This window comes from Streptomyces sp. NPDC090499 (assembly GCF_044769305.1).
GTDB lineage: Bacteria > Actinomycetota > Actinomycetes > Streptomycetales > Streptomycetaceae > Streptomyces.
Map to the genome: position 1 here is coordinate 177,923 of NZ_JBIVXP010000019.1, position 22,065 is coordinate 199,987.

Annotated in this window: 21 protein-coding genes; 13 read left to right on the plus strand and 8 right to left on the minus strand. The window is 70.9% G+C overall.

Annotated features, from left to right (window positions below):
* Positions 1-26: 26 nt before the first annotated feature.
* From ACIQVL_RS42350 to ACIQVL_RS42380, 7 genes are all read left to right on the plus strand, one after another.
* On the plus strand, positions 27-929 hold the full coding sequence (locus ACIQVL_RS42350; RefSeq protein ID WP_403440475.1) for a LysR family transcriptional regulator: 903 nt from the start codon (positions 27-29) through the stop codon (positions 927-929).
* Between the two features lie 86 nt (positions 930-1,015).
* Positions 1,016-2,011, plus strand: coding sequence for a LacI family DNA-binding transcriptional regulator (locus ACIQVL_RS42355; RefSeq protein WP_403440478.1), 996 nt, complete (start codon positions 1,016-1,018; stop codon positions 2,009-2,011).
* A 141-nt stretch (positions 2,012-2,152) separates the two neighbouring features.
* Entirely contained in the window at positions 2,153-3,505 is a 1,353-nt protein-coding gene (locus ACIQVL_RS42360; protein WP_403478133.1) for an ABC transporter substrate-binding protein, read from the plus strand.
* 5 nt (positions 3,506-3,510) lie between these two features.
* Positions 3,511-4,467 (plus strand): carbohydrate ABC transporter permease, encoded by a 957-nt coding sequence (locus ACIQVL_RS42365; protein ID WP_403440482.1) that lies wholly within the window; start codon positions 3,511-3,513, stop codon positions 4,465-4,467.
* Positions 4,464-5,345 (plus strand): carbohydrate ABC transporter permease, encoded by an 882-nt coding sequence (locus tag ACIQVL_RS42370; RefSeq protein ID WP_403440485.1) that lies wholly within the window; start codon positions 4,464-4,466, stop codon positions 5,343-5,345. The genes ACIQVL_RS42365 and ACIQVL_RS42370 overlap by 4 nt, the downstream gene beginning before the upstream one ends.
* Positions 5,346-5,376: 31 nt before the next feature.
* Positions 5,377-6,984, plus strand: coding sequence for a glycoside hydrolase family 13 protein (locus tag ACIQVL_RS42375; RefSeq protein WP_403440488.1), 1,608 nt, complete (start codon positions 5,377-5,379; stop codon positions 6,982-6,984).
* A gap of 96 nt (positions 6,985-7,080) precedes the next feature.
* On the plus strand, positions 7,081-9,225 hold the full coding sequence (locus ACIQVL_RS42380; RefSeq protein WP_403478145.1) for a discoidin domain-containing protein: 2,145 nt from the start codon (positions 7,081-7,083) through the stop codon (positions 9,223-9,225).
* Here ACIQVL_RS42380 and ACIQVL_RS42385 read toward each other — a convergent pair.
* Genes ACIQVL_RS42385 through ACIQVL_RS42400 form a run of 4 tightly spaced genes read right to left on the minus strand, consistent with a single transcriptional unit; the run spans position 9,194 to position 12,569 of the window.
* Entirely contained in the window at positions 9,194-10,012 is an 819-nt protein-coding gene (locus tag ACIQVL_RS42385) for an ABC transporter ATP-binding protein (RefSeq protein ID WP_403478134.1), read from the minus strand. The two genes, ACIQVL_RS42380 and ACIQVL_RS42385, sit on opposite strands and share 32 nt — an antisense overlap.
* A 24-nt stretch (positions 10,013-10,036) precedes the next feature.
* On the minus strand, positions 10,037-10,813 hold the full coding sequence (locus tag ACIQVL_RS42390) for an ABC transporter permease (RefSeq protein WP_403478135.1): 777 nt from the start codon (positions 10,811-10,813) through the stop codon (positions 10,037-10,039).
* Positions 10,810-11,583: an ABC transporter permease gene (locus tag ACIQVL_RS42395; protein WP_403478146.1), complete on the minus strand. Its 774-nt coding sequence runs from the start codon at positions 11,581-11,583 to the stop codon at positions 10,810-10,812. Before ACIQVL_RS42395 ends, ACIQVL_RS42390 begins: the two co-directional genes overlap by 4 nt.
* Before the next feature lie 20 nt (positions 11,584-11,603).
* A complete protein-coding gene (locus ACIQVL_RS42400; RefSeq protein ID WP_403478136.1) occupies positions 11,604-12,569 on the minus strand; it encodes an ABC transporter substrate-binding protein in 966 nt (321 codons plus the stop codon).
* A gap of 202 nt (positions 12,570-12,771) precedes the next feature.
* On the opposite strand from ACIQVL_RS42400, the gene ACIQVL_RS42405 reads away from it, so the two are divergent.
* Positions 12,772-13,494, plus strand: a complete 723-nt coding sequence (locus ACIQVL_RS42405) for a helix-turn-helix domain-containing protein (RefSeq protein WP_403478137.1) — start codon at positions 12,772-12,774, stop codon at positions 13,492-13,494.
* Here ACIQVL_RS42405 and ACIQVL_RS42410 read toward each other — a convergent pair.
* The 3 genes from ACIQVL_RS42410 to ACIQVL_RS42420 are packed head-to-tail and all read right to left on the minus strand — an operon-like array spanning position 13,445 to position 15,620.
* Positions 13,445-14,383, minus strand: coding sequence for a PDR/VanB family oxidoreductase (locus ACIQVL_RS42410; RefSeq protein ID WP_403478138.1), 939 nt, complete (start codon positions 14,381-14,383; stop codon positions 13,445-13,447). The two genes, ACIQVL_RS42405 and ACIQVL_RS42410, sit on opposite strands and share 50 nt — an antisense overlap.
* Complete coding sequence (locus ACIQVL_RS42415) at positions 14,380-14,559, minus strand: hypothetical protein (protein ID WP_403440505.1); 180 nt, start codon at positions 14,557-14,559, stop codon at positions 14,380-14,382. The genes ACIQVL_RS42410 and ACIQVL_RS42415 overlap by 4 nt, the downstream gene beginning before the upstream one ends.
* Positions 14,556-15,620, minus strand: a complete 1,065-nt coding sequence (locus ACIQVL_RS42420; RefSeq protein ID WP_403478139.1) for a Rieske 2Fe-2S domain-containing protein — start codon at positions 15,618-15,620, stop codon at positions 14,556-14,558. Before ACIQVL_RS42420 ends, ACIQVL_RS42415 begins: the two co-directional genes overlap by 4 nt.
* Here ACIQVL_RS42420 and ACIQVL_RS42425 point away from each other — a divergent pair.
* Together ACIQVL_RS42425 and ACIQVL_RS42430 are read left to right on the plus strand one after the other, a co-directional pair.
* Complete coding sequence (locus ACIQVL_RS42425) at positions 15,619-16,611, plus strand: acetyl-CoA carboxylase biotin carboxylase subunit family protein (RefSeq protein ID WP_403478140.1); 993 nt, start codon at positions 15,619-15,621, stop codon at positions 16,609-16,611. The two genes, ACIQVL_RS42420 and ACIQVL_RS42425, sit on opposite strands and share 2 nt — an antisense overlap.
* A gap of 794 nt (positions 16,612-17,405) precedes the next feature.
* Positions 17,406-18,254, plus strand: coding sequence for a PhzF family phenazine biosynthesis protein (locus tag ACIQVL_RS42430; RefSeq protein WP_403440516.1), 849 nt, complete (start codon positions 17,406-17,408; stop codon positions 18,252-18,254).
* Between the two features lie 93 nt (positions 18,255-18,347).
* Here ACIQVL_RS42430 and ACIQVL_RS42435 read toward each other — a convergent pair whose 3' ends face one another.
* Positions 18,348-18,791 carry an Lrp/AsnC family transcriptional regulator gene (locus tag ACIQVL_RS42435; RefSeq protein WP_403478141.1) on the minus strand — a complete coding sequence of 148 codons (444 nt, stop codon included), beginning with the start codon at positions 18,789-18,791 and terminating at the stop codon, positions 18,348-18,350.
* Between the two features lie 155 nt (positions 18,792-18,946).
* On the opposite strand from ACIQVL_RS42435, the gene ACIQVL_RS42440 reads away from it, so the two are divergent.
* The 3 genes from ACIQVL_RS42440 (at position 18,947) to ACIQVL_RS42450 (ending at position 21,653) form a co-directional block, all read left to right on the plus strand.
* Positions 18,947-20,131: a trans-sulfuration enzyme family protein gene (locus tag ACIQVL_RS42440; protein WP_403478142.1), complete on the plus strand. Its 1,185-nt coding sequence runs from the start codon at positions 18,947-18,949 to the stop codon at positions 20,129-20,131.
* Complete coding sequence (locus ACIQVL_RS42445) at positions 20,124-20,303, plus strand: hypothetical protein (RefSeq protein WP_403440523.1); 180 nt, start codon at positions 20,124-20,126, stop codon at positions 20,301-20,303. Before ACIQVL_RS42440 ends, ACIQVL_RS42445 begins: the two co-directional genes overlap by 8 nt.
* A gap of 69 nt (positions 20,304-20,372) precedes the next feature.
* Complete coding sequence (locus ACIQVL_RS42450; RefSeq protein ID WP_403478143.1) at positions 20,373-21,653, plus strand: amidohydrolase family protein; 1,281 nt, start codon at positions 20,373-20,375, stop codon at positions 21,651-21,653.
* Positions 21,654-22,065: the final 412 nt, after the last annotated feature.

Sequence of the window (22,065 nt, forward strand, 5' to 3'; positions counted from 1 at the left end):
GACGACACGCGACGTACGCTGGGCCAATGGACGTCGATCTGCGGCTCGTGCGCTATTTCACGGTCGTGGCGGAGTACGGCAACTTCGGCCGGGCCGCCACCAGGCTGCACTTGGCGCAGCCGTCGCTGAGCCGTCAGATCCAGCGGCTGGAGGCTCAGCTCGGTGTCCGGCTGTTCGACCGTTCGCCGCAGGGCAGCAGCCTCACGGACGCCGGTCGGGCGTTCCTGCCCAGGGCCCGGACACTGCTCCAGGAGGCCGAGCAAGCCGCTCGCACGGCCAGAGCGGCCGCCCAGCCCCGAGCCGTCACCATCGGCTATGCCGAAGGGCTGGTCATCACCGCCTGTGTGCAGGAACTGCGCCGCCGGTACCCTGACGGCCGGGTCCGTACCCGGCACCTCGACTGGCGGGACATGAGCGCCCTCGCCGAGGGGCGGGTCGACGCACTCGTCGCGTACCGGCCGCTGCCGTTTCCGACGGACGGCTTCCGGGTGGCCAAGCTCCACGAGGAGTCGCGGGTTCTCGTCATGTCGGCCAGGCACCGTCTGGCGAAGGAGAAGGCTGTCAGCCTGCGGACTCTGTCGGCCGAGGAACTGGTGGCCTGCGTGAGCGCACCGGTTCTCTGGGGCACGCCCAGGCCGGTCGGTGACCGCCCGCCCCCGCCCCCGCCCGCGACCGACGACAGCTACGAGGACAAGCTGGAACTCGTCGCCACCGGCCACTGTGTCGCGATCTTCCCCGCCGGCGACCGACGCGCCGCCGTGCGTGAGGACATCGTCCTGGTGCCGGTCATCGACATCGATCCGTGCGAGGTCGTACTCGTCACGCGCGCCGACGACCCCAACCCGCTGCTCGGACCGCTGGAAGACGTCGCACGTGCACTGCTCGGCACCACTTCCCGTCGGGAGGGCAGCGAACTGCCGGTCCGTTGACCCGCATTGCCTCTGCGAGGTGCGTGGCACCGCACCTCCAACACCTTACGCAAACAGCTTGCGTAACTTGCGCTACCCTTGCGTGCATGACGCGACGACTTGCGGAAGTAGCCAAGAAGGTCGGGGTCAGCGAGGCCACGGTCAGCCGGGTGCTCAACGGCAAGCCGGGGGTCTCCGAGGCGACCCGGCAGGCGGTGCTCTCGGCCCTCGACGTGCTCGGCTACGAGCGCCCCACCCAACTGCGCGGTGAACGCGCCCGGCTCGTCGGTCTGGTCCTGCCCGAGCTGCAGAACCCCATCTTCCCGGCGTTCGCCGAAGTGATCGGCGGCGCCCTGGCGCAGCTCGGCCTCACGCCGGTGCTGTGCACCCAGACCAAGGGCGGGGTCTCCGAGGCGGACTACGTGGAGCTGCTGCTGCAGCAGCAGGTCTCCGGCGTGGTGTTCGCCGGCGGGCTCTACGCCCAGGCCGAGGCGCCGCACGACCACTACCGGCTGCTCGCCGACCGCAACATCCCGGTGGTGCTGGTCAACGCGGCCATCGAGCACCTCGGCTTCCCGAGCGTGTCCTGCGACGACGCGGTGGCGGTGGAGCAGGCCTGGCGGCACCTGGCCTCCCTGGGGCACGAGCGCATCGGCCTGGTCCTCGGCCCCGGCGACCACGTCCCCTCGGCCCGGAAGCTGACCGCCGCGCGCGCGATCGGCGACGTGCCGGACGAGTTCGTGGCCCGCGCGATCTTCTCCATCGAGGGCGGGCACGCGGCCGCGTCCCGGCTCATCGACCGGGGTGTCACCGGCATCATCTGCGCCAGCGACCCGCTCGCCCTGGGCGCCGTCCGCGCCGCCCGCCGCAAGGGGTACGAGGTGCCCTCCCGGGTCTCGGTGGTCGGCTACGACGACTCGGCGTTCATGAACTGCACCGAGCCCCCGCTCACCACCGTCCGGCAGCCCATCGAGGCCATGGGCAGGGCCGCAGTCGAACTCCTGAACGCGCAGATCGGCGGAACGGTGGTACCGGCGGAGGAACTGCTGTTCGAGCCCGAGCTGGTCGTCAGGGGATCGACCGCGCAAGCGCCGAAAGCCTGAGGCTCAAGAGATCCCATCTGCTGTCGAATAATTTCAGATCCTGCGTGACATCTTGCGCGGCGGTGCTGCCGGTGCTTGAGTGTGCGGCGCCCACCGATCCCGGTGCGGCGCCCAACTGCTCCTGTTCTGGGGGGTCCACCGATGTCCAGCACCGGGTTCCGCCGTGCTCTCGTCGCGATCGGCGTCTGTTCCTCACTCGCGCTCTCCGCCACGGCCTGCGGGTCGAGCGACGACGACGCGGGCAGCGGCAAGACACGCATCACCGTCAACTGCGAGCCGCCGAAGAGCGCCAAGGTCGACCGGTCCTTCTTCGAGCAGGACATAGCCGACTTCAAGAAGAAGAACCCGGACATCGACGTCGTCGCGCACGACGCGTTCCCCTGCCAGGATCCGAAGACCTTCGACGCCAAGCTCGCCGGCGGCCAGATGGAGGACGTGTTCTACACGTACTTCACCGACGCCAAGCACGTCGTCGACATCAACCAGGCGGCCGACCTCACGCCGTACCTCAAGGAACTGAAGAGCTACGACACCATCCAGAAGCAGCTGCGGGACATCTACACCGTCGACGGCAAGGTCTACGGCATCCCGCGCACCGGCTACTCGATGGGCCTGATCTACAACCGCAAGCTCTTCCAGCAGGCCGGCCTCGACCCCGACCAGCCGCCGACGACCTGGGAAGAGGTCCGCGCGGACGCCAAGAAGATCGCCGCGCTCGGCAACGGCACCGTCGGGTACGCCGACTACAGCGCGCAGAACCAGGGCGGCTGGCACTTCACGGCGGAGACGTACTCGCAGGGCGGCGACGTGGTGTCGGCCGACGGCAAGTCGGCGAGCGTCGACACCCCCCAGGGGCACGCGGTCCTGCAGAACCTGCACGACATGCGCTGGACCGACAACTCGATGGGCAGCAAGCAGCTCCTCATCATCAACGACGTGCAGCAGATGATGGGTTCGGGCAAGCTCGGCATGTACCTCTCGGCGCCGGACAACATCCCGATCCTGGTGAAGGAGAAGGGCGGCAACTACAAGGACCTCGCCCTCGGCCCGATGCCCGGCGGCCAGGGCACGCTCATCGGTGGCGACGGCTACATGTTCAACAAGAAGGACACCCCCGCCCAGATCCGGGCCGGCCTCAAGTGGCTCGACTCCATGTTCCTCACCCCCGGGGACGGCTTCCTCGGCGACTACGCCCGCGCCAAGCAGAACAACGCGCCGGTCGGCCTGCCCGAGCCGCGCCTGTTCACCGGCGCCGCCGACGCCAAGGACCAGGCGGTCAAGAAGGCCAACGCCAACGTGCCGGTGGAGAACTACCAGGCGTTCCTGGACGGCAACCAGTCCCTGCAGATGAAGATCGAGCCGCCGGACGCCCAGCAGATCTACTCCGTCCTCGACGGCACCGTCTCCGCGGTCCTGACCAAGAAGGACGCCGACATCGACCAGCTCCTCAAGGACGCCAACGACAAGATCAACGGCATCCTGGCGCGAGGCTGACCGCGATGACCAAGACGGCCGAGCGCCGACCCGCCTCCGCGGCGGTCGGCGCCCGACAGGCCCCGGCGCCGCCCCCGGCAGGGGACCGGAGGCGGCGCCGGATCACCGACCAGGTCCGCGCCTACGGCTTCCTGCTCGGCGGACTGGTCTGCTTCGCCCTGTTCTCCTGGTACCCGGCGATCCGCGCCGTCGTGATCTCCTTCCAGAAGTACACGCCGGGCTCGTCCGCCGAGTGGGTCGGCACCGCCAACTTCACCCGGGTCCTGCACGACCCGGAGTTCTCGGCGGCCTGGCGCAACACCCTCACCTTCACGCTGCTGGCCCTGCTGATCGGCTTCGCGATCCCGTTCGTCCTCGCCCTGGTCCTCAACGAACTGCGGCACGCCAAGGCGTTCTTCCGGGTCGTGGTCTACCTGCCGGTGATGATCCCGCCGGTGGTCAGCGCCCTGCTGTGGAAGTGGTTCTACGACCCCGGGGCCGGCCTCGCCAACGAGACGCTGCGCTTCCTGCACCTGCCCACCTCGAACTGGACCAACGGCACCGGCACCGCGCTGATCTCCCTGGTGATCGTGGCCACCTGGGCCAACATGGGCGGCACCGTCCTGATCTACCTTGCCGCCCTCCAGTCCATCCCCGGCGAGCTGTACGAGGCCGCCGAACTGGACGGCGCGAACCTGCTGCAGCGCATCCGACACGTGACGATCCCGCAGACCCGGTTCGTCATCCTCATGCTGATGCTGCTTCAGATCATCGCCACCATGCAGGTGTTCACCGAGCCGTTCGTCATCACGGGCGGCGGCCCGGAGAACGCCACGGTCACCGTGCTCTACCTGATCTACAAGTACGCCTTCCTCTACAACGACTTCGGCGGCGCCTGCGCGCTCAGCGTGATGCTCCTGGTGCTGCTCGGCATCTTCTCCGCCGTGTACCTGCGGCTGACCCGGTCCGGGGAGGACGGATGAGCAGCGCCACCCGCACCCTGATCTCCCCGGCGACCCTGGCCCGTCCGCGCGGGAGAGCGGCCTACTGGACGGTCTTCACGGGGGTCGTCGTCCTCTTCGCGCTCGCCTTCCTGTTCCCCGTGTACTGGATGGTGACCGGGGCGATGAAGTCGCCGGACGAGATCGCCCAGACCCCGCCCACGGTCATCCCCAAGCACTGGCACCTGTCCGGCTACACCGACGCCTGGGACCTGATGCAGCTCCCGGAGCACCTGTGGAACACGGTGGTGCAGGCCGCCGGCGCCTGGGCCTTCCAGCTGGTGTTCTGCACGGCCGCCGCCTACGCCCTGTCGAAGCTGAAGCCGGCCTTCGGCAAGGTGATCCTCGGCGGCATCCTGGCCACCCTGATGGTGCCGGCCCAGGCCCTGGTCGTGCCCAAGTACCTGACCGTCGCCGACCTGCCGTTCCTCCACACCAGCCTGCTCAACGACCCGCTCGGCATCTGGCTGCCGGCCGTCGCCAACGCCTTCAACCTCTATCTCCTCAAGCGGTTCTTCGACCAGCTGCCCCGGGACGTGCTGGAGGCCGCCGAGATCGACGGCGCCGGAAAGCTGCGCATCCTCTGGTCCGTGGTCCTGCCCATGTCCCGTCCGGTCCTCGGGGTCGTCTCGATCTTCGCCCTGGTGGCGGTCTGGCAGGACTTCCTGTGGCCGCTGATGGTCTTCTCCGACACGGACAAACAGCCCATCAGCGTGGCCCTGGTCCAGCTGTCGCAGAACATCCAGCTCACCGTGCTCATCGCCGCGATGGTGATCGCCAGCATCCCGATGGTCGCGCTGTTCCTCGTCTTCCAGCGGCACATCATCGCCGGGATCAGCGCGGGCAGCACCAAGGGCTGACGGCCCTTCCTCCGACAGAAAGGTTCGCCCAGTGGGACAGCCCAGCCATGCCCCGAAGGACCAGGACTGGTGGCGTTCGGCCGTCATCTACCAGGTGTACGTCCGCAGCTTCGCCGACAGCGACGGCGACGGCACCGGCGACCTCGCGGGCGTCCGCGCGAAGCTGCCGTACCTCGCCGAACTCGGCGTGGACGCACTGTGGTTCAGCCCCTGGTACCCGTCCCCCATGAAGGACGGCGGCTACGACGTCGCCGACTACCGGGCCATCGACCCGGCGTTCGGCACCCTCGCCGAGGCCGAGAAGCTCATTTCGGAAGCGCGGGAGCTGGGCATCCGGACGATCGTCGACATCGTCCCCAACCACGTCTCCGACCAGCACCCGTGGTTCCAGGCGGCGCTGGCCGCCGGTCCCGGCAGCCCGGAGCGCGAGCTGTTCCACTTCCGGCCCGGCCGCGGCCCGAACGGCGACCTGCCGCCCAACGACTGGCCGTCGCAGTTCGTCGGCTCCACCGAACCGGTCTGGACCCGGCTGCCCGACGGCGAGTGGTACCTCCACCTCTTCACCCCGGAACAGCCCGACCTCAACTGGGCGCACCCGGCGGTCCACCAGGAGCACGAGGACATCCTGCGCTTCTGGTTCGAGCGGGGCGTCGCGGGCGTCCGCATCGACTCGGCCGCTCTGCTCGCCAAGGACCCGGACCTGCCCGACCTGGCCTCGCACCCGCATCCGCACCCCTTCGTGGACCGCGACGAACTCCACGGCATCTACCGTGCCTGGCGCGCGGTCGCCGACGCCTACGACGGCGTCTTCGTCGGCGAGGTCTGGCTCCCCGACGCCGAACGCTTCGCCCGCTACCTGCGCCCCGACGAACTCCACACCGCCTTCAACTTCTCCTTCCTGTCCTGCCCCTGGGACGCGGCGCGGCTGCGGACCTCGATCGACACCACGCTCGCCGAGCACGCCCCGGTCGGTGCCCCCGCCACCTGGGTGCTGTGCAACCACGACGTGACCCGTACCGCCACCCGGTACGGCCGCGAGGACACCGCCTTCGACTTCGCGGCCAAGGCCTTCGGCGTCCCGACCGACCTGGAGCTGGGGGCGCGCAGGGCCCGTGCGGCCGCGCTGCTCTCGCTGGCCCTGCCCGGCGCGGTCTACGTCTACCAGGGCGAGGAGCTGGGGCTGCCCGAGGCCGACATTCCCGTCGACCGCATCCAGGACCCGATGTACTTCCGGTCCGGCGGCACCGACCCGGGCCGGGACGGCTGCCGGGTGCCGCTGCCCTGGGCGGCCGGGGCGCCGCACGCGGGCTTCGGCCCGGGGGCGGAGCCGTGGCTGCCGCAGCCGGCCGGCTGGGCGTCGTACGCGGTCGACCGGCAGCAGGACGACCCCGGCTCCATGCTCGCCCTGTACCGGCGCGCCGTCGCCCTGCGCCCGCGCTTCGGTTCGGGTCCGCTGACCTGGCTGTCCACGCCCGAGGGCGTCCTCGCCTTCAGCCGCGCCGACGGTGCGACGTGCGTGGTCAACCTGGGCGCCGCCCCCGCCGAACTCCCCGCCCACTCCGAACTCCTGCTCAGCAGCGGCCCGTTGGACGACGAAGGCCGGCTGCCGCAGGACACGGCGGCCTGGCTGGTGAACTGAACCGACCGGGCCGCCGGTACCGCTCGCGCTATTCCCCTCCCCCCACCCCGAAGGGATCAGCACATGCAGCGCAGCACCGCCCTCTCTGTCAGGAGCATGCCAGCCATGGCGGCCGCCGTGGCGCTCGCCGCGGGCATGCTCGTCGCCCTCGCGCCCGCCGCCCACGCGGCCGCGGGCGCGAGCCTCCCCTCCACCTCGGTGGAGGCGGAGGCGGCGACCACCACGGGTACGAAGATCGGCCCCGACTACACCCAGGGGACTCTCGCCTCCGAGGCCTCGGGACGCCAGGCCGTACGCCTCACCTCAGGACAGCGGGTCGAGTTCACCGCCCCCCAGGCGTCCAACGCCGTGAACCTCTCCTACAGCGTCCCCGACGGCCAGACCGGTACCCTGAACGTGTACGTCAACGGGGTCAGGCTGGCGAGGACCCTGGCCGTCACGTCGAAGTACTCCTACGTCGACACGGGCTGGATCGCCGGCGCCAAGCAGCACCACTTCTTCGACAACGCCCGGCTGTTGCTCGGCCAGAACATCCAGGCCGGCGACAAGGTCGCATTCGAATCCACCGGTACTCAAGTCACCGTGGACGTCGCCGACTTCGAACAGGTCGCCGCGGCCGCGGCGCAGCCCGCCGGGTCGGTCTCCGTCGTCTCCAAGGGCGCCGACCCGAGCGGCAACGGCGACTCCACCCAGGCCTTCCGGGACGCCGTCTCCGCCGCCCAGGGCGGCACGGTGTGGATCCCGCCGGGCGACTACCGGCTGACGTCCTCCCTCGGCGGCGTGCAGAACGTGACCCTGCTCGGCGCCGGCAGCTGGTACTCGGTCGTGCACACCTCCCGGTTCATCGACCAGAGCAGCTCCTCCGGGAACGTCCACATCAGCAACTTCGCGGTCATCGGCGAGGTCACCGAACGCGTCGACTCCAACCCGGACAACTTCGTCAACGGCTCGCTCGGGCCGAACAGTTCGGTCTCCGGCATGTGGATCCAGCACCTGAAGTGCGGGTTCTGGCTGACGGGCAACAACGACAACCTCGTCGTCGAGAACAACCGCGTCCTCGACACCACCGCCGACGGCCTCAACCTCAACGGCAACGCCCACGGCGTCCAGGTCCGCAACAACTTCCTGCGCAACCAGGGCGACGACTCCCTCGCCATGTGGTCGCTGAACTCGCCCGACACCAACTCCGGCTTCAGCAACAACACCGTCTCCCAGCCGAACCTGGCCAACGGCATCGCGATCTACGGCGGCACCGACCTCTCGGTGAAGAACAACCTGATCTCCGACACCAACGCCCTCGGCAGCGGTATCGCCGTCTCCAACCAGAAGTTCCTCGACCCGTTCTCCCCGCTGTCCGGCACCATCACGGTCGACGGCAACACGCTCGTGCGCACCGGCGCGATCAACCCCAACTGGAACCACCCGATGGGCGCGCTGCGCGTCGACTCCTACGACAGCGCCATCAACGCCACCGTGAACATCACCAACACCACGATCAGCAACAGCCCATACAGCGCCTTCGAGTTCGTCTCCGGCGGCGGGCAGGGGTACCCGGTCCGCAACGTCAACGTGACCGGCGCGACCGTGCAGAACACCGGCACGGTGGTGGTCCAGGCCGAGGCGCAGGGCGCGGCCACCTTCCGCAACGTCACCGCGACCGGCGTCGGCGCGGCCGGCATCTACAACTGCCCCTACCCGGCGAACTCCGGCTCCTTCGCGCTCACCGACGGCGGCGGCAACTCCGGCTGGTCCAGCACCTGGTCGGACTGCTCCAGCTGGCCGGCCCCCGGGCAGGGCAACCCCGACCCGGACCCGAACCGCAACCTCGCCCAGGGCCACCCGGCGACCGCCACCGGCTCGGTGGACGTCTACACGCCCGGCAAGGCGGTCGACGGCGACGCGAACAGCTACTGGGAGTCCACCAACAACGCGTTCCCGCAGTCGCTCACCGTCGACCTCGGCTCCTCCTACGCGGCCCGGCGGCTGGTGCTGAAGCTGCCCCCGTCCTCGGCCTGGAGCGCGCGGACCCAGACGGTCACCGTCCTCGGCAGCACCGACGGGTCGACCTACTCGACCGTGGTGGGCGCCACGGGCTACCGCTTCGACCCGGCCACCGGCAACACCGTCACCGTGCCGCTGCCCGGCTCCACCAACCTGCGCTACCTGCGGCTCACCGTGACCGCCAACAACGGCTGGCCGGCGGGCCAGTTCAGTGAGGTGGAGGCGTATCTGACCTCGTGACCGGGTCCTCCCCCCGGGGAACCCCGCGCTTCGCCGCCTGGATCTGCTCGTACACGTGGGTCCGCAGCTCGGCGAAGCGCGGGGCGATCCGCGTGTGCAACTGGTCGCGCTCGTCCGGCAGATCGACCTTCAGCTGCTCCTGGACGACGGTCGGGGAGGTGGAGAGCACGATCACCCGCTGGCCCAGGTAGACCGCCTCGTCGATGTCGTGGGTGACGAACAGGATCGTGATCCCGCGCTCCCGCCACAGCCCCCGGACCAGGTCCTCCAGATCGGCCCTGGTCTGCGCGTCCACGGCCGCGAACGGCTCGTCCATCAGCAGCACCCGGGGCTCGTAGGCGAGGGCGCGCGCGATCGCCACCCGCTGCTGCATGCCGCCGGACAGCTGCCACGGGTAGGCACCGGCGGCGTCCGCGAGACCGACCGAGCCGAGCGCGTCGGCGACCAGCTCCTTGCGCCGCTCGCGCGGCAGGTGCTTCTGCTTCAGCGGGAGTTCGACGTTCTCGGCGACCCGCATCCAGGGGAACAGGCTGCGGCCGTACTCCTGGAAGACGAACGCCATTCCGGGCGGCGGCCCGGCCACCCTGCGCCCCTCCAGGAGGACTTCACCGCCGGTCGGGGTGAGCAGGCCGCCCATGCACTTCAGCAGCGTGGTCTTGCCGCAGCCCGACGGGCCGACCAGGCAGACGAGTTCGCCCGCCGCCACGGTGAAGGTGAGGTCCCGCACCGCCTCGACGCGGCGGCCGGATCCGTCGTAGACCTTCTTCAGGCCGCGTACGTCGAGCATGGACCGCCCCTTCGCGAGGTTCATTCAGGACCGCCGGGTTGACGTGCGCAGCCCGTGGTACCAGCCGAGCACCCGCCGCTCGACCACCTGGAAGACCACCGACAGCGCGAAGCCGAGCAGGCCCAGCAGCAGGATCCCGGTCCACATGTCGGGGATCGCGAACTCGCGCTGGAACTGCACGATGGTGAAACCGAGCCCGTTGCTGGCCGCGAACATCTCGCTGATGACCATCAGGATGATCCCGATGGACAGCGCCTGCCGCAGGCCCGCGAAGATCTGCGGGCTCGCCGAACGCAGGACCAGCGTACGCAGCCGTGCCGTGCCCGTGATGCCGTAGGAACGGGCCGTCTCCGCCATCACCGGGTCCACCGCCCGTACGCCCTCGACGGTGTTGAGCAGGATCGGCCAGACGCAGCCGCTGGCGATCACCACGATCTTCATCGAGTCGCCGATGCCCGCGAACAGCATGATGACCGGGACCAGGACCGGCGGCGGCACCGCCCGCAGGAACTCCAGGACCGGTTCGCACACCGCCCGCACCCGCCGGTACGAGCCGATGACCGTGCCCAGTGCCACACCCGCGACGGCCGCCGACGCGTACCCGGCGAGCAGCCGCAGCACACTGCGCAGCAGGTCGTCACGGAGCCGCTGACCGGTCCACACGTCCGGGAAGGTCTTCAGGATCGTGCGCAGCGGCGGCCAGTAGACGTTCGTGCTGCCGGCCGAGGCCGCCCACCACAGTGCGAGGAGCAGCGCGGGCAGCGCCAGGAGGTACACCACTCTCAGCAGCAGCCGCCTCACACCGCCACCTCCCCGCGCACCGACTGGTGCCAGGCCAGCGCCCGCCGCTCCACCGACCGGGCGCCCACGTTGATGAGAAGTCCCAGCAGCCCGGTCACCACGATCAGGGCGTACATGTCCGGCACCGCCTGCGAGGCCTGCGCGACCGCGATCTGCTGCCCCAACCCCGGTGCCCCGATGACCAGCTCGGCGGTGATGGTGAGGATCAGCGCGACCGCGGCGGCCAGCCGGACGCCGGTCATCACGTACGGCAGCGCGGTCGGCCACAGCACGTGCCGGACCCGGGCCCAGGTGCCCAGGCCGTACGACCGCGCCGTCTCCTCGGCGACCGGGTCGACGTCCTGGACGCCGTACATCACCTGGATCAGGACCTGCCAGAAGGAGGCGTAGACGACGAGGAGGAGGACCGAGCGGAGTTCGGTGCCGTAGAGGAGGATCGCGAGGGGGATCAGGGCGACCGAGGGGATCGGGCGGAGGAACTCGATCGTGGAGGCGGTGGCCGCGCGCAGGTGCGGGACGACGCAGAGGACGACACCGGCCGCGATGCCGGCGCCGACCGCGACGGCCAGGCCCACCGCCCAGCCGGTGAGGGTGTCGCCGAGCGCCGACCAGAAGGCCCCGTCGGCGAGTTCGGTGCCCAGCGCACGGGCGATCCGGCTGGTCGGCGGGAAGTAGTCCGCCTTGACCAGGCCGAGCCGCGGCACCGCCTCGCCGAGGACGAGGAAGGCCGCGATCCCGGCCGCACCCAACAGGGTGTTCAGCCCCTTCACGGGACCCTTCACGGGTTCGGTCACGGCAGCAGCTTGTCCAGGTCGGGGGCCGTCTTGAAGAGACCGTCCTGCTCGCTGAGCTTCTCCAGCGTCTCGATCGACGAACGGTTCGCCTCGGCGGGCCACTTGGGCAGCGTCACCTTGGCCAGCACGTTGGCCGGGGTCTTGGTGTAGGTGGTGACGATCTGCCGGACCTCGTCCGGGTGCGCGTCGGCGTAGGACAGGGACTCCGCGACGGCCTCCTGGAACTTCTTCACGACGGCCGGGTTCTTCTGCGCGTACGACGTGGAGGTGAAGTACATGGCGACGGTGAGGTTCTGCGCCACGTCGACGAGCGGCGAGGCGATCTCGGTGGCGCCCTGGAGCTTCATGGTGGCGAGGGCCGGTTCGACGGCCATCGCCGCGTCGATCTGGCCCTTGTCGAGTGCGGCCGGCATCTGGTCGAAGGCGAGCTCGACGAAGTTCACCTTGTCCGGGTCGCCGCCCGCCTTGCGCACGGACTCCCGGACCGCGGTCTCGTTGATGTTCTTCAGCGTGTTGACGGCGACCTTCTTGCCCTCCAGCTGCTTGGGCGACGTGATGCTGCTGCCCTTCTTCACGACCAGCCCGCCGAAGTCCTTGCCGGCCACGCCGGTCGAGGCCACGCCGTTGGCGATCGCCTGCACCGGCACGCCGTTGGACTGGGCGATCATCAGCGAGGTCATGTTGCTGAAGCCGAACTGGAACTGACCGCTCGTCACCCCGGGCACGATGGCCGCGCCGCCCTGCGCGAGGGTCGTCGACAGCTTCAGGCCGCGCTTGCCGAAGAAGCCCTCCTTCTCGCCCAGATAGAGGGGGGCCACGTCGACGATGGGGATGATCCCCACCTTGACCGTGGTGGTGCCGCCCGACGAGGTGGCGGTGGACGACGAGCCCCCGGAGGAGCCGCAGGCCGCCGTGGCGAGCAGGAAGGTGCCGGTCGCGAGACCGGCGAGCAGACGACGCATGGCTCCTCCTGTGCAGACAACGGTGTTCCGACAGGCTGTGCGCACTGCGCACAGTGGTGCTCGATCGGGGGGTGCTGAGCGGGACGGTAGAACCGGCCGGAGGAGCGGGTCAATGGGCTTGGCTGACAAAATTGTTGACAGTTACCGAACTGCGCTCTCACCGTGTTCCCGGTATCGGCCATGTCGGACCGGGGAGGCGATGATGCCCGTGAACGCCCGTGCACCGCACTTCGTGAGGTCCTTCGAGCGCGGCCTGGCCGTCATCCGCGCCTTCGACGCCGAGCATCCGGCGCGCACCCTCAGCGAGGTGGCCCGCGCCTGCGACCTGACCCGCGCCGCCGCCCGCCGCCTGCTGCTGACCCTCGCCGACCTCGGATACGTCCACTCGGACGGCCGCCTGTTCCGCCTCACCCCGCGCGTCCTGGAACTCGGCTACGCCTACCTCGCCGGCCTCGACCTGCCGCACCTCGCCACCCCGCACCTGGAGCAACTCACCTCGCTGGTGGGGGAGTCGGCGGCACTGTGCGTCCTGGACGGGGAGGCGGTCGTGTGCGTCGCCCGGGTTCCGGCCCGGCGGATGATGGCGGCGGCCGTCGCGGTGGGGGCGCGCTTCCCGGCGCGCGGTACGGCGGTGGGCCGCGCGATGCTGGCCGAACCGCCGGGAGCCGGACGGGCGCAGGAGTACGTGCTGCTCGACGGCGACCCGGAGGACGGCGTGACGTCGCTGGCCGCCCCGGTCCGCGACCGGAGCGGCCGGGCGGCGGCCGGGGTGAGCCTCGCGGTGCACTCCGGGCGGATGTCCGCGACGACGGTCCGCCGCGACCTGCTGCCGCGGCTTCGGGCGGCCGTGGCGGCGATCGAGGCGGACCTGCGGATCACAGATCCAGCACCAGGCGCGCCCCTCGGCATCGCGACACGCAGATGAGCATGGTCTCCCCGGCCGCCCGCTCCGCCTCGGTGAGCACCGAGTCCCGGTGGTCCGGGTCGCCTTCGAGGACGTCCGTCTCACACGTCCCGCAGGTGCCCTCGGTGCACGAGTAGAGCACCTCGACCCCGGCCGCCCGGACCGAGTCCAGCACTGAGACACCGGGCGCGACGGTGAGGGTACGACCGCTCTGCGCGAGGACGACCTCGAACTCCCGCTCGTCGCCCGCCGCCTGCTCCTTCGGCCGGAACCGCTCGACCCGCAGCACGCCGGCCGGACAGCGCCCCTCCACCGCGTCCAGCAACGGCCCCGGACCGCAGCAGTACACGAGGGTGCCGTCCGGGACGTCGTCGAGTACCGCGGCCAGGTCCGGCAGCCCGGACTCGTCCTGCGGGACGACGGTGACCCGCTGGTCCCCGTACCGCGCCAGCTCGCCGAGGAACGCCATGGAGCTCCGGGTCCGGCCGCCGTACAGCAGCGTCCACTCGGCGCCCGCGGCCTCGGCGGCGGCGAGCATCGGCAGGATCGGCGTGATGCCGATGCCGCCCGCGACGAACCGGTACCGGGGCGCGGGTTCGAGCCGGAAGTGGTTCCGCGGCCCGCGCACCCGCACCGTGCCGCCGACGCCCAACTGCTCGTGCACGTGCGCGGATCCGCCCCGCCCGGCCGGCTCCCTGAGTACCGCGATCCGCCAGCCGGACCGGTCCCCGGGATCCCCGCAGAGCGAGTACTGCCGCTCCAGCTCCGGCCCGAGCACGACATCGACATGCGCTCCGGGATCCCAGCCGGGCAGTTCGTCGCCCAGCGGATGCCGCAGGGTCAGGGCGACGACTCCCTCGGCCGCCGGCACGCGTTCCGTCACGACGAGTTCGGCTTCGTACAGGCTCATGAGGTGCGCTCCGGAGGCTGGTGGCCCTCGGGGTGGCCGAGCATCCACTCCCACATCTCGACCGGGTCCTTGGCGGTGTGCTCGGCGCCGCAGTGACAGGTGCCGTGCAGGACGTCGGTGCCCGGCAGCCAGTCGATGCGGTAGATCTCACCGGTGCGACCGGTGGGTGCGCTCACAGGACCTGCTCCACGGGCTTGCCGCCCTCCTCGACCAGCCGGGCGAGGATACGGCGGGCGGCCAGGCCGCCGGTGTCGATGTTGATGCTCAGCTCCTGGTAGCCGGCCCGCTCCGAACCCAGCGTCCGCTGCAGGAGGTTGAGGGCGTCCACGTCCTGCATGACCACCGTGTGGTTGTTGCTCCGCAGGAACTCGGTGACCTCGGCGTCGTCGGTCGCCCAGTCCCGGGAGACCATCCAGAAGTCGTACACCTTGCCGTCCGAGGACGGGGTGATCGCGTAGGTGATCTCGGTGTGGAAGCCGTTCGGGTCGCTGCCGTCCGCCTCCGGCACCACCCCGGCCGGCGCGATCCGGCTGTGCAGCAGATACAGGCACGGCGCGTGGTACTCGATGTCCTGCCAGCGCGTGATCCGGCCCTCGATCCCGGTCGAACGGGCGTAGAACGGCGGGCACTCGGCGTCGTCCATGTGCCGGCTGACCCGCACGATCCCGGCGCCCTCGTCGACCTCGGTGGTGATGGGCGTCTCGGCGACCTCGGGGGTGCCTATGTAGCCGCCGTGCAGATAGGTCTCGTGGGAGAGGTCGAGGAGGTTGTCGACGAGGAGACCGTGGTCGGCGTCGATGGGCTCCATGCCGCGTACCGTCAGCCAGCCGGGGGAGTCGAGGTGCCGGGCGCGCGGGACGGCACCCGCGTCGGCGAGCGCGGGGTCGCCGACCCACACCCACACCAGCGAGTCCTGCTCGACCACCGGGTAGGAGGCCACCCGTGCGGTGCGCGGAATGCGTTTCTGCCCCGGCACGTACACGCACGCTCCGGTCCGGTCGTACGTGAACCCGTGGTACCCGCACACGATCCGGTCGCCGTCGAGCCCGCTCTCCGACAGCGGGTAACGGCGGTGCACGCAGCGGTCGGCGAGGGCGACGGGCGTGCCGTCCTCCTCCGCCCGGTAGAACACGAGAGGCTCCCCGAGGATCGTCCGCCCGAGCAACTCGCGCCCGACCTCGTGACTGTAGGCGGCGACGTACCACTGGTTCCTGGCGAAAGCGGTGATGTGCGGCATGAGAGGGGTCCCGTCATCCTCGACGTCGTGTCGGGAACACCATGACGATGACGCCTCCACCCCGGCAATAGGACTTCCGTCGAACGGAAAGTACCTGGTCAGCCGCTTGCTGCCTGCCGCGTGGTATTCAGTTCGCTTCACCGCTCCGGCCGAGACCGGGACAGGTGCACTCCCCGCTCCTTGCACTCGCGGGGTCGAATCGGGGGCGAATCGAGCACTTAGACCGTCCACGGGTCGCTGCGCCCTCTTGCCGCGATGGTCAGCCTCGCCGCGTCGTCGAGTCTTTCACGTCAAAGCCACCACGAGACGCCTCCTGGCCGAGCACGGAGTCCGCTCGGCGCTGTCCTGCCTCGCCGAAAGCCCCGACCAAGCGGTGAAGACCGCCGACCGGCTGGGCTACCGCGTCGTCGTCAAGCCCCGGGGCCACGCAGGAAGCGCCGGCGTCCTGCGCGCCGACACCGACGACGACGTCCGCGCCGCCGTCGACCGGGCACTGACGGACAGCGTGCTCGGCCTCGAAGACCGGTCCGTGCCCGGAGCCCTGGTCGAGCAGTACACACCCGGTCCCGAAATCAGCGTCGAGGCCGTCGTCCTCGACAACCCAGAACACGTCCGCATCGCCGCTGGCACCCTCAAGTCCCTGGGCCCCGAACCAGTTCCAGGAAGTAGCACACGGCGTCGACGCGGCCGACCCGCTGCTCACCGACCCTGTCCTCGCCTACGGCGTCACCGCCGCAGTACGCGCCCTGGGCATCACCCGGGCAGTCCTGCGCATCGAGCCTCGGCTCAGCCCCGACGGACCCCGGGTCACCGAGGTCAACGGCCGCCCCGCGGGCGACCTCATCCCCCTCCTCGTCGAGGAAGCCACCGGCATCAACCTCCCCAACGCCCTCGCCACGGGCGGCACACCCGATCTGACCCCCAGCCGTTCCGGGGCCGCTTCAGTCGTTCGAGCCTTCAGGCTGGCCGCGGACCGGGTCCCCCCAGGTGATGCGTACAGGCGGCCGTGGCACGACACGGTGCAGACCGTGCTCCTGATGCCGAGGCATCGTCACGTCCTCACGGCCCGCGTCGTCACCGGCAAGCTCGGCTCCGGCAAGTCCGGCCCTGCTGAGACGCCTGCTGACACGCTGCTATCCCACACACACTCGACCGGCCACAGCCACGCGGCCCATGCCGCACAGTCCATCACCGGCGCAACCCGTCCAGTAGTTGGTGGCGACCGGAAGCTCGATCCAGCAGGATCCGACGACCACTGGTGACGGGGTTTGGTGACAGGCAGGGTCCGTTCTTCACGGCGCAAAAAAGCCCTGACGACGAGCCCGACCTACGAACGGCTCTCCACCGGCCGGCAGTCGACCGCCGGGCAGACCTCGTCAGACCACGTCCTGGACACACTCCTGGCGTACCCGCGGCCGGGCGACACGGTGTCCGTCTCCGAGATGTTCCGCCTCGTGCCCGGCGCCGGGCGCACCCCTGACGCGGTAGGCCGGCTCCGGTGCGGCGGCGGTGGGTACCGGTTTCACGTGACGGGGGCGGGTTCGCCACCTGGACCAGTCGCGATCCGTCGGCCCGCGGGAGTGCCGGGCGGCGGCGTCCGTTCTGAGCGGCGCAGCACCGGCGAGCCGCCGGCAGGGCTGTGCCGAGGAGCCGGGGGAGCACCGGCCGGTCCACTTTCCGGTGACTGGCCCTGTCCCGGCCGTGCGGGGCCCGCTGGGATGGACCCGCTGCCGCCGACGGGCGGACGGACAGGGATCCGCTTCCGCCGCTACCGAAAGGACTCCGATGACCGAGCCGCGTACCCGCCCGTTCGTGCAGGTCGACGTGTTCTCCACCGTCCCCTACAGAGGCAATCCGGTCGCGGTGGTCCTGGACGGGACGGACCTGGCCGACGAGGACATGCAACGCCTGGCGAGCTGGACGAACCTGTCGGAGACCACGTTCGTCCTGCCCCCGTCGACGCCGGAGGCGGACTACCGGCTGCGGATCTTCACGCCCCAGGGGGAGCTGCCGTTCGCCGGGCACCCCACCCTCGGTTCCGCGCGCGCCTGGCTGGACGGCGGCGGCACGCCGCGGCACCCCGACCGCATCGTGCAGGAGTGCGCCGCCGGCCTGGTCACCGTGCGCCGCGGCGAGGGCACGCTGTCCTTCGCCGCTCCGCCACGGGTCCGCGACGGCGCCCTCGACGAGGAACACCTGAGCCGGATCGTGGCCGCGTTCGGCATCCCGCGTGAGCGGGTCCTGGCCCACCAGTGGGTGGACAACGGGCCCGGCTGGGCCGTGGTCCAGCTGGCCACCGCCGAGGAGGTCCTCGCGCTCGAACCCGACCTGTCGCTCGTCCCGACCGGGATGTTCGGTGCGATCGGGGCCCACCCCGAGGGATCCGAGCACCACTTCGAGATGCGCACCTTCGCCCCCGGCGCCGGTGTGCCCGAAGACCCCGCGTGCGGCAGCATGAACGCCGGCGTCGGGCAGTGGCTCACCGCCACCGGCGCCGCACCCTCCGCCTACCGGGTCTCCCAGGGCACCAGGCTGGGACGAGCCGCCAGCATCGAGATCACCGCCGATCCGGACGGCACCGTCTGGGTCAGCGGCGCCGCCACCGTCTGCGTCCGCGGCACCGTCACCCTGTGACCGTCCCGCCGCCCGCGCTCCGGCAGCGGTTGCCGGAGCGCGGACAGCCGCACGGCCTCCACGCGCCGGAGCACCGGTGCCGGGACCAGGCCGTCACGTGACGCCGGGGGAGAGGGTCTTCATGGTGACGTAGCTGGACACCGTGGCCACGCCGGGCAGGGCGGCAAGCTGGTTGGCGTGGAAGTCCTCGTAGGCGGGCAGATCGGCGACCTCGACCTGGAGCAGGTAGTCGAAGTTGCCGGTGATGTGGTGGCAGGCGATCACCTCGGTCAGCTGGGTGACACCGCGCTCGAACGCGATGACGTCCGCGCGGGTGTGCCGCATCAGCCGTACCCCGGCGAACACCCGCAGTCCACGGCCGACCGCGGCGGGATCGATCAGCGCCCGGTAGCCGCGGATGACGCCGGCTTCCTCCAGCTGGCGCACGCGTCGCAGGCAGGGTGAGGGCGACAGTCCGACCCGGGCGGCGAGCTCGTTGTTGTTGATCCGACCGTTGTTCTCCAGCACGGCCAGAATCGACCGGTCCACCTCGTCCATGGGTGGCAGTTTATTGCGCCTGATTGCCTAGTACCACAATCGTGCGCCCGGCGTGAGCGCAATTTGCTGCCAAAATTGCCGCGATCGGTCCGGTTCCGGGCGTCGGCCACCGACGCTTGACGGCATCACCCCCAACGGTCCACGGAGGGCAGGCCATGCCGGGCAGGAGCACCATCACCGTCCACGCCGATCGCGAGATCCACCCCAGCCGTGCCGTGGCACCGCCCATCTACCAGACGGCGGCGTTCTGGGCCGAGGACGGCGAGACGTTCGCGCAGGGCGCCGTCGAACCGCGGGGTACGGACTTCTACACCCGCTTCGGCAACCCCAACCACGCACAGGTGGCGGCCGTGGTCGCCGAGCTGGAGGGCACCGAGGCGGCCATGGTCACCGCGTCCGGGATGGCCGCACTCACCACCGCGGTGCTGGCCCTGGTGTCCGCCGGTGACCATGTCATCGGGCAGAAGTCCACCTACGGCGGCACCAGCTCGGTGCTGCAGAACCTGCTGCCGCGCCTCGGCGTGTCCACCACCCAGGTCGACCAGACCGACCCGGAGGCGTTCGCGAAGGCGCTGACCCCCCGGACCCGCCTGATCCTGGTGGAGACGCCGAGCAATCCGCTGCTGCGGATCACCGACCTGCGCGCCGTCGCGGGCCTCGCCCGTGCGCACGACGTGCTGACCCTCGCGGACAACACCTTCGCCACCCCGCTGAACCAGCGGCCGGCCGACCTCGGCATCGACCTGGTCTGGCACAGCGCGACCAAGTACCTCAACGGCCACTCCGACGTCTCCGCCGGAGTGATCGCCGGACCCACCGAACTCCTGAACCGGATCTGGGACGTCGGCCTGCTCACCGGCGCCACCCTCGGCCCCGTCGACGCCTGGCTGCTGCTGCGCGGCATACGCACCCTGCCCCTGCGCGTGCCACGGCACAACGCCAACGGCCGGGCCCTCGCCGGGGCCCTGAACGAACATCCCGCCGTGACCCGGGTGCACTATCCCGGCCTGGCGACCCACCCGCAGCACAAGCTCGCCGCCGAGCAGATGAGCGGCTTCGGCGGGGTGCTCGGCATCGAGTTCACCGGCGGCTTCGAGATGGCCGACGCCTTCCTCGGCAAGCTGCGCTACTTCCTCCGTTCGGCCAGCCTCGGCGGTGTGGAATCGCTGGCCGTGCATCCGGCGTCCATGTGGCGCGGGATGCTCAGCGAGGACCAGATCGCCGAGTCGGTTCCGCCGGGCCTGGTCCGGCTGGCCGCGGGCACCGAGGACACCGCCGACCTGGTCGCCGACGCACTCGCCGCGGGCGACGCCGTGCACGCCACGGCGGCGGGTGCCTGAACCACTCGGCCGGCGCCGCCGTGCTCGTGGTGCGGGCCTTCCCGGCCCCGACCTGGCCGGCTTCGGCGGGGGCCGGCTGCACTTCACCGGCGGCCTCGCCCCGGCGCTCTCCCTCGTCGGCTGCCCGCGGCAGAAAGCTCTGACCGCCCGCGCCCGACCCGCGTCCACCTGAGCGGAGCCGCGGCGGCCGCCACAACATGATCTCGAACCATCCGAAAACGTCCGTGAAGGAGTTCACCCGATGAAAACCCTGCTCACCGGCGGCACCGTGGTCAGCATGGACCCCGCTGCCGGCGATCTCGCCCGCGGTGACGTGCTCGTCGAGGACGGCGTGATCGTCGAGGTCGCCGAGCGGATCGACGCACCGGACGCCGAGCGGATCGACGCGACCGACCGGATCGTCATGCCCGGCTTCGTCGACAATCACCGCCACACCTGGCAGACGGCGTTCCGGGGCGTCGGCGCGGACTGGACGTTCCCCGAGTGGGCGCTGGCCATGCACGGCACGGTCAAACCCCACTACCGGCCCGAGGACGTCTACGCGGGCACCCTGCTCGGCCGCCTGGAAGCCCTCCACTCCGGTGTGACCACGATGCTCGACTGGTACCACGTCGCGCAGACCCCGGAGCACGAGGACGCCGCGGTCGCGGCGCTGCGGGACGCGCCGGGACGGTCGATCTTCTGCCTCGGCGCCGGATGGGGCACGCCCGACCCCGTCGACGCCGCCATCCGCCGCGTCCGCGCCGACCTGGCCGCCGACGGCCTGGTCACCATGGCGTGGGGGCTGCGCGGCCCCGAGGCCACCGGCATGGACACCGTCGCTCGGGAGCTGAAGCTGGCGGCCGAGCTCGACCTGCGCACCAGCCTGCACGTGGACATCGTGAGCGGGGCGATCGCCGATCTGAGCGAGCACGGTCTGCTGCGGGACACCACCACGTTCGTGCACGGCAACGGGCTCAGTGACGAGGAGCTGCGGATGCTCGCCGACGCGGGGAGCTCGCTGTCGATCAGTCCGGACGTCGAGTTGAAGATGGGCTTCGGATTCCCGATGACCGGCCGGGCACTGGCCGCAGGCCTGCGCCCGACGCTCTCCGTCGACGACGTCCCCTCGGCCGGCGGCGACATGTTCTCCACGATGCGGACCGCCTTCGCCGTGCAGCGCGGTCTGGACGGCGGCCTGCGCTCCCGCGACCTGCTCGCCTCCGCCACCGTCGACGCCGCCCGGTCATGCGGGCTCGACGCCAGAACGGGCAGCATCACGCCAGGCAAGGACGCCGACATCGTCCTGCTGCGCGCCGACGACCTGACCGTCTTCCCGGTCACCGACCCGGTCGCCACCATCGTCAGCGCCGGCCACCCCGGGCTGGTGGACACCGTCCTCGTCGCCGGCCGCGTGGTCAAACGCGACGGCGTCCTGGTGAACGTGGACCTGACGGCGCTGCGGGCCCGCCTGGGCGCGTCCCGCGACCGGATCGCGGCAGCTGCCGGCATTCCGCTCGACGGCACCTGGCGTCCTCGGTAGGTGACGCAGCAGGGGCGCTTGGAGATGGGCGCTCAGGGGGCATGGCCGGTAGGCGGATCCTGGACCACGCACGGCTCCGCCCCGTCGAGCAGACGACCTGGAGGGCGGTTCTCCGAAGCGGCCGGGTCCTGACACCGGCGTTGAACCGCTCGATCGAGGTCCTCGGCCAGAGCACGGAAGCACCGGTGGCTTGGCAACCGTGCCCTGGTACGGGGTGGGGTGAGATCCGGTGCAGTACGTAGTTCGTGCACGTGGGGTACGTGGGGAGCCGTCGGCGCGTAGTCGTGCGCGGCGGTGGGGGGGCCCCCCCCCCCGGGGGCCCCCCCCCCCCCCCCGCGGGGGGGCGGCCCCCCGGGGGGACCCGCGCCGCCACGCGCGGGCGGGGACGGCCGCCCCCCCACCCCGCGCCCCG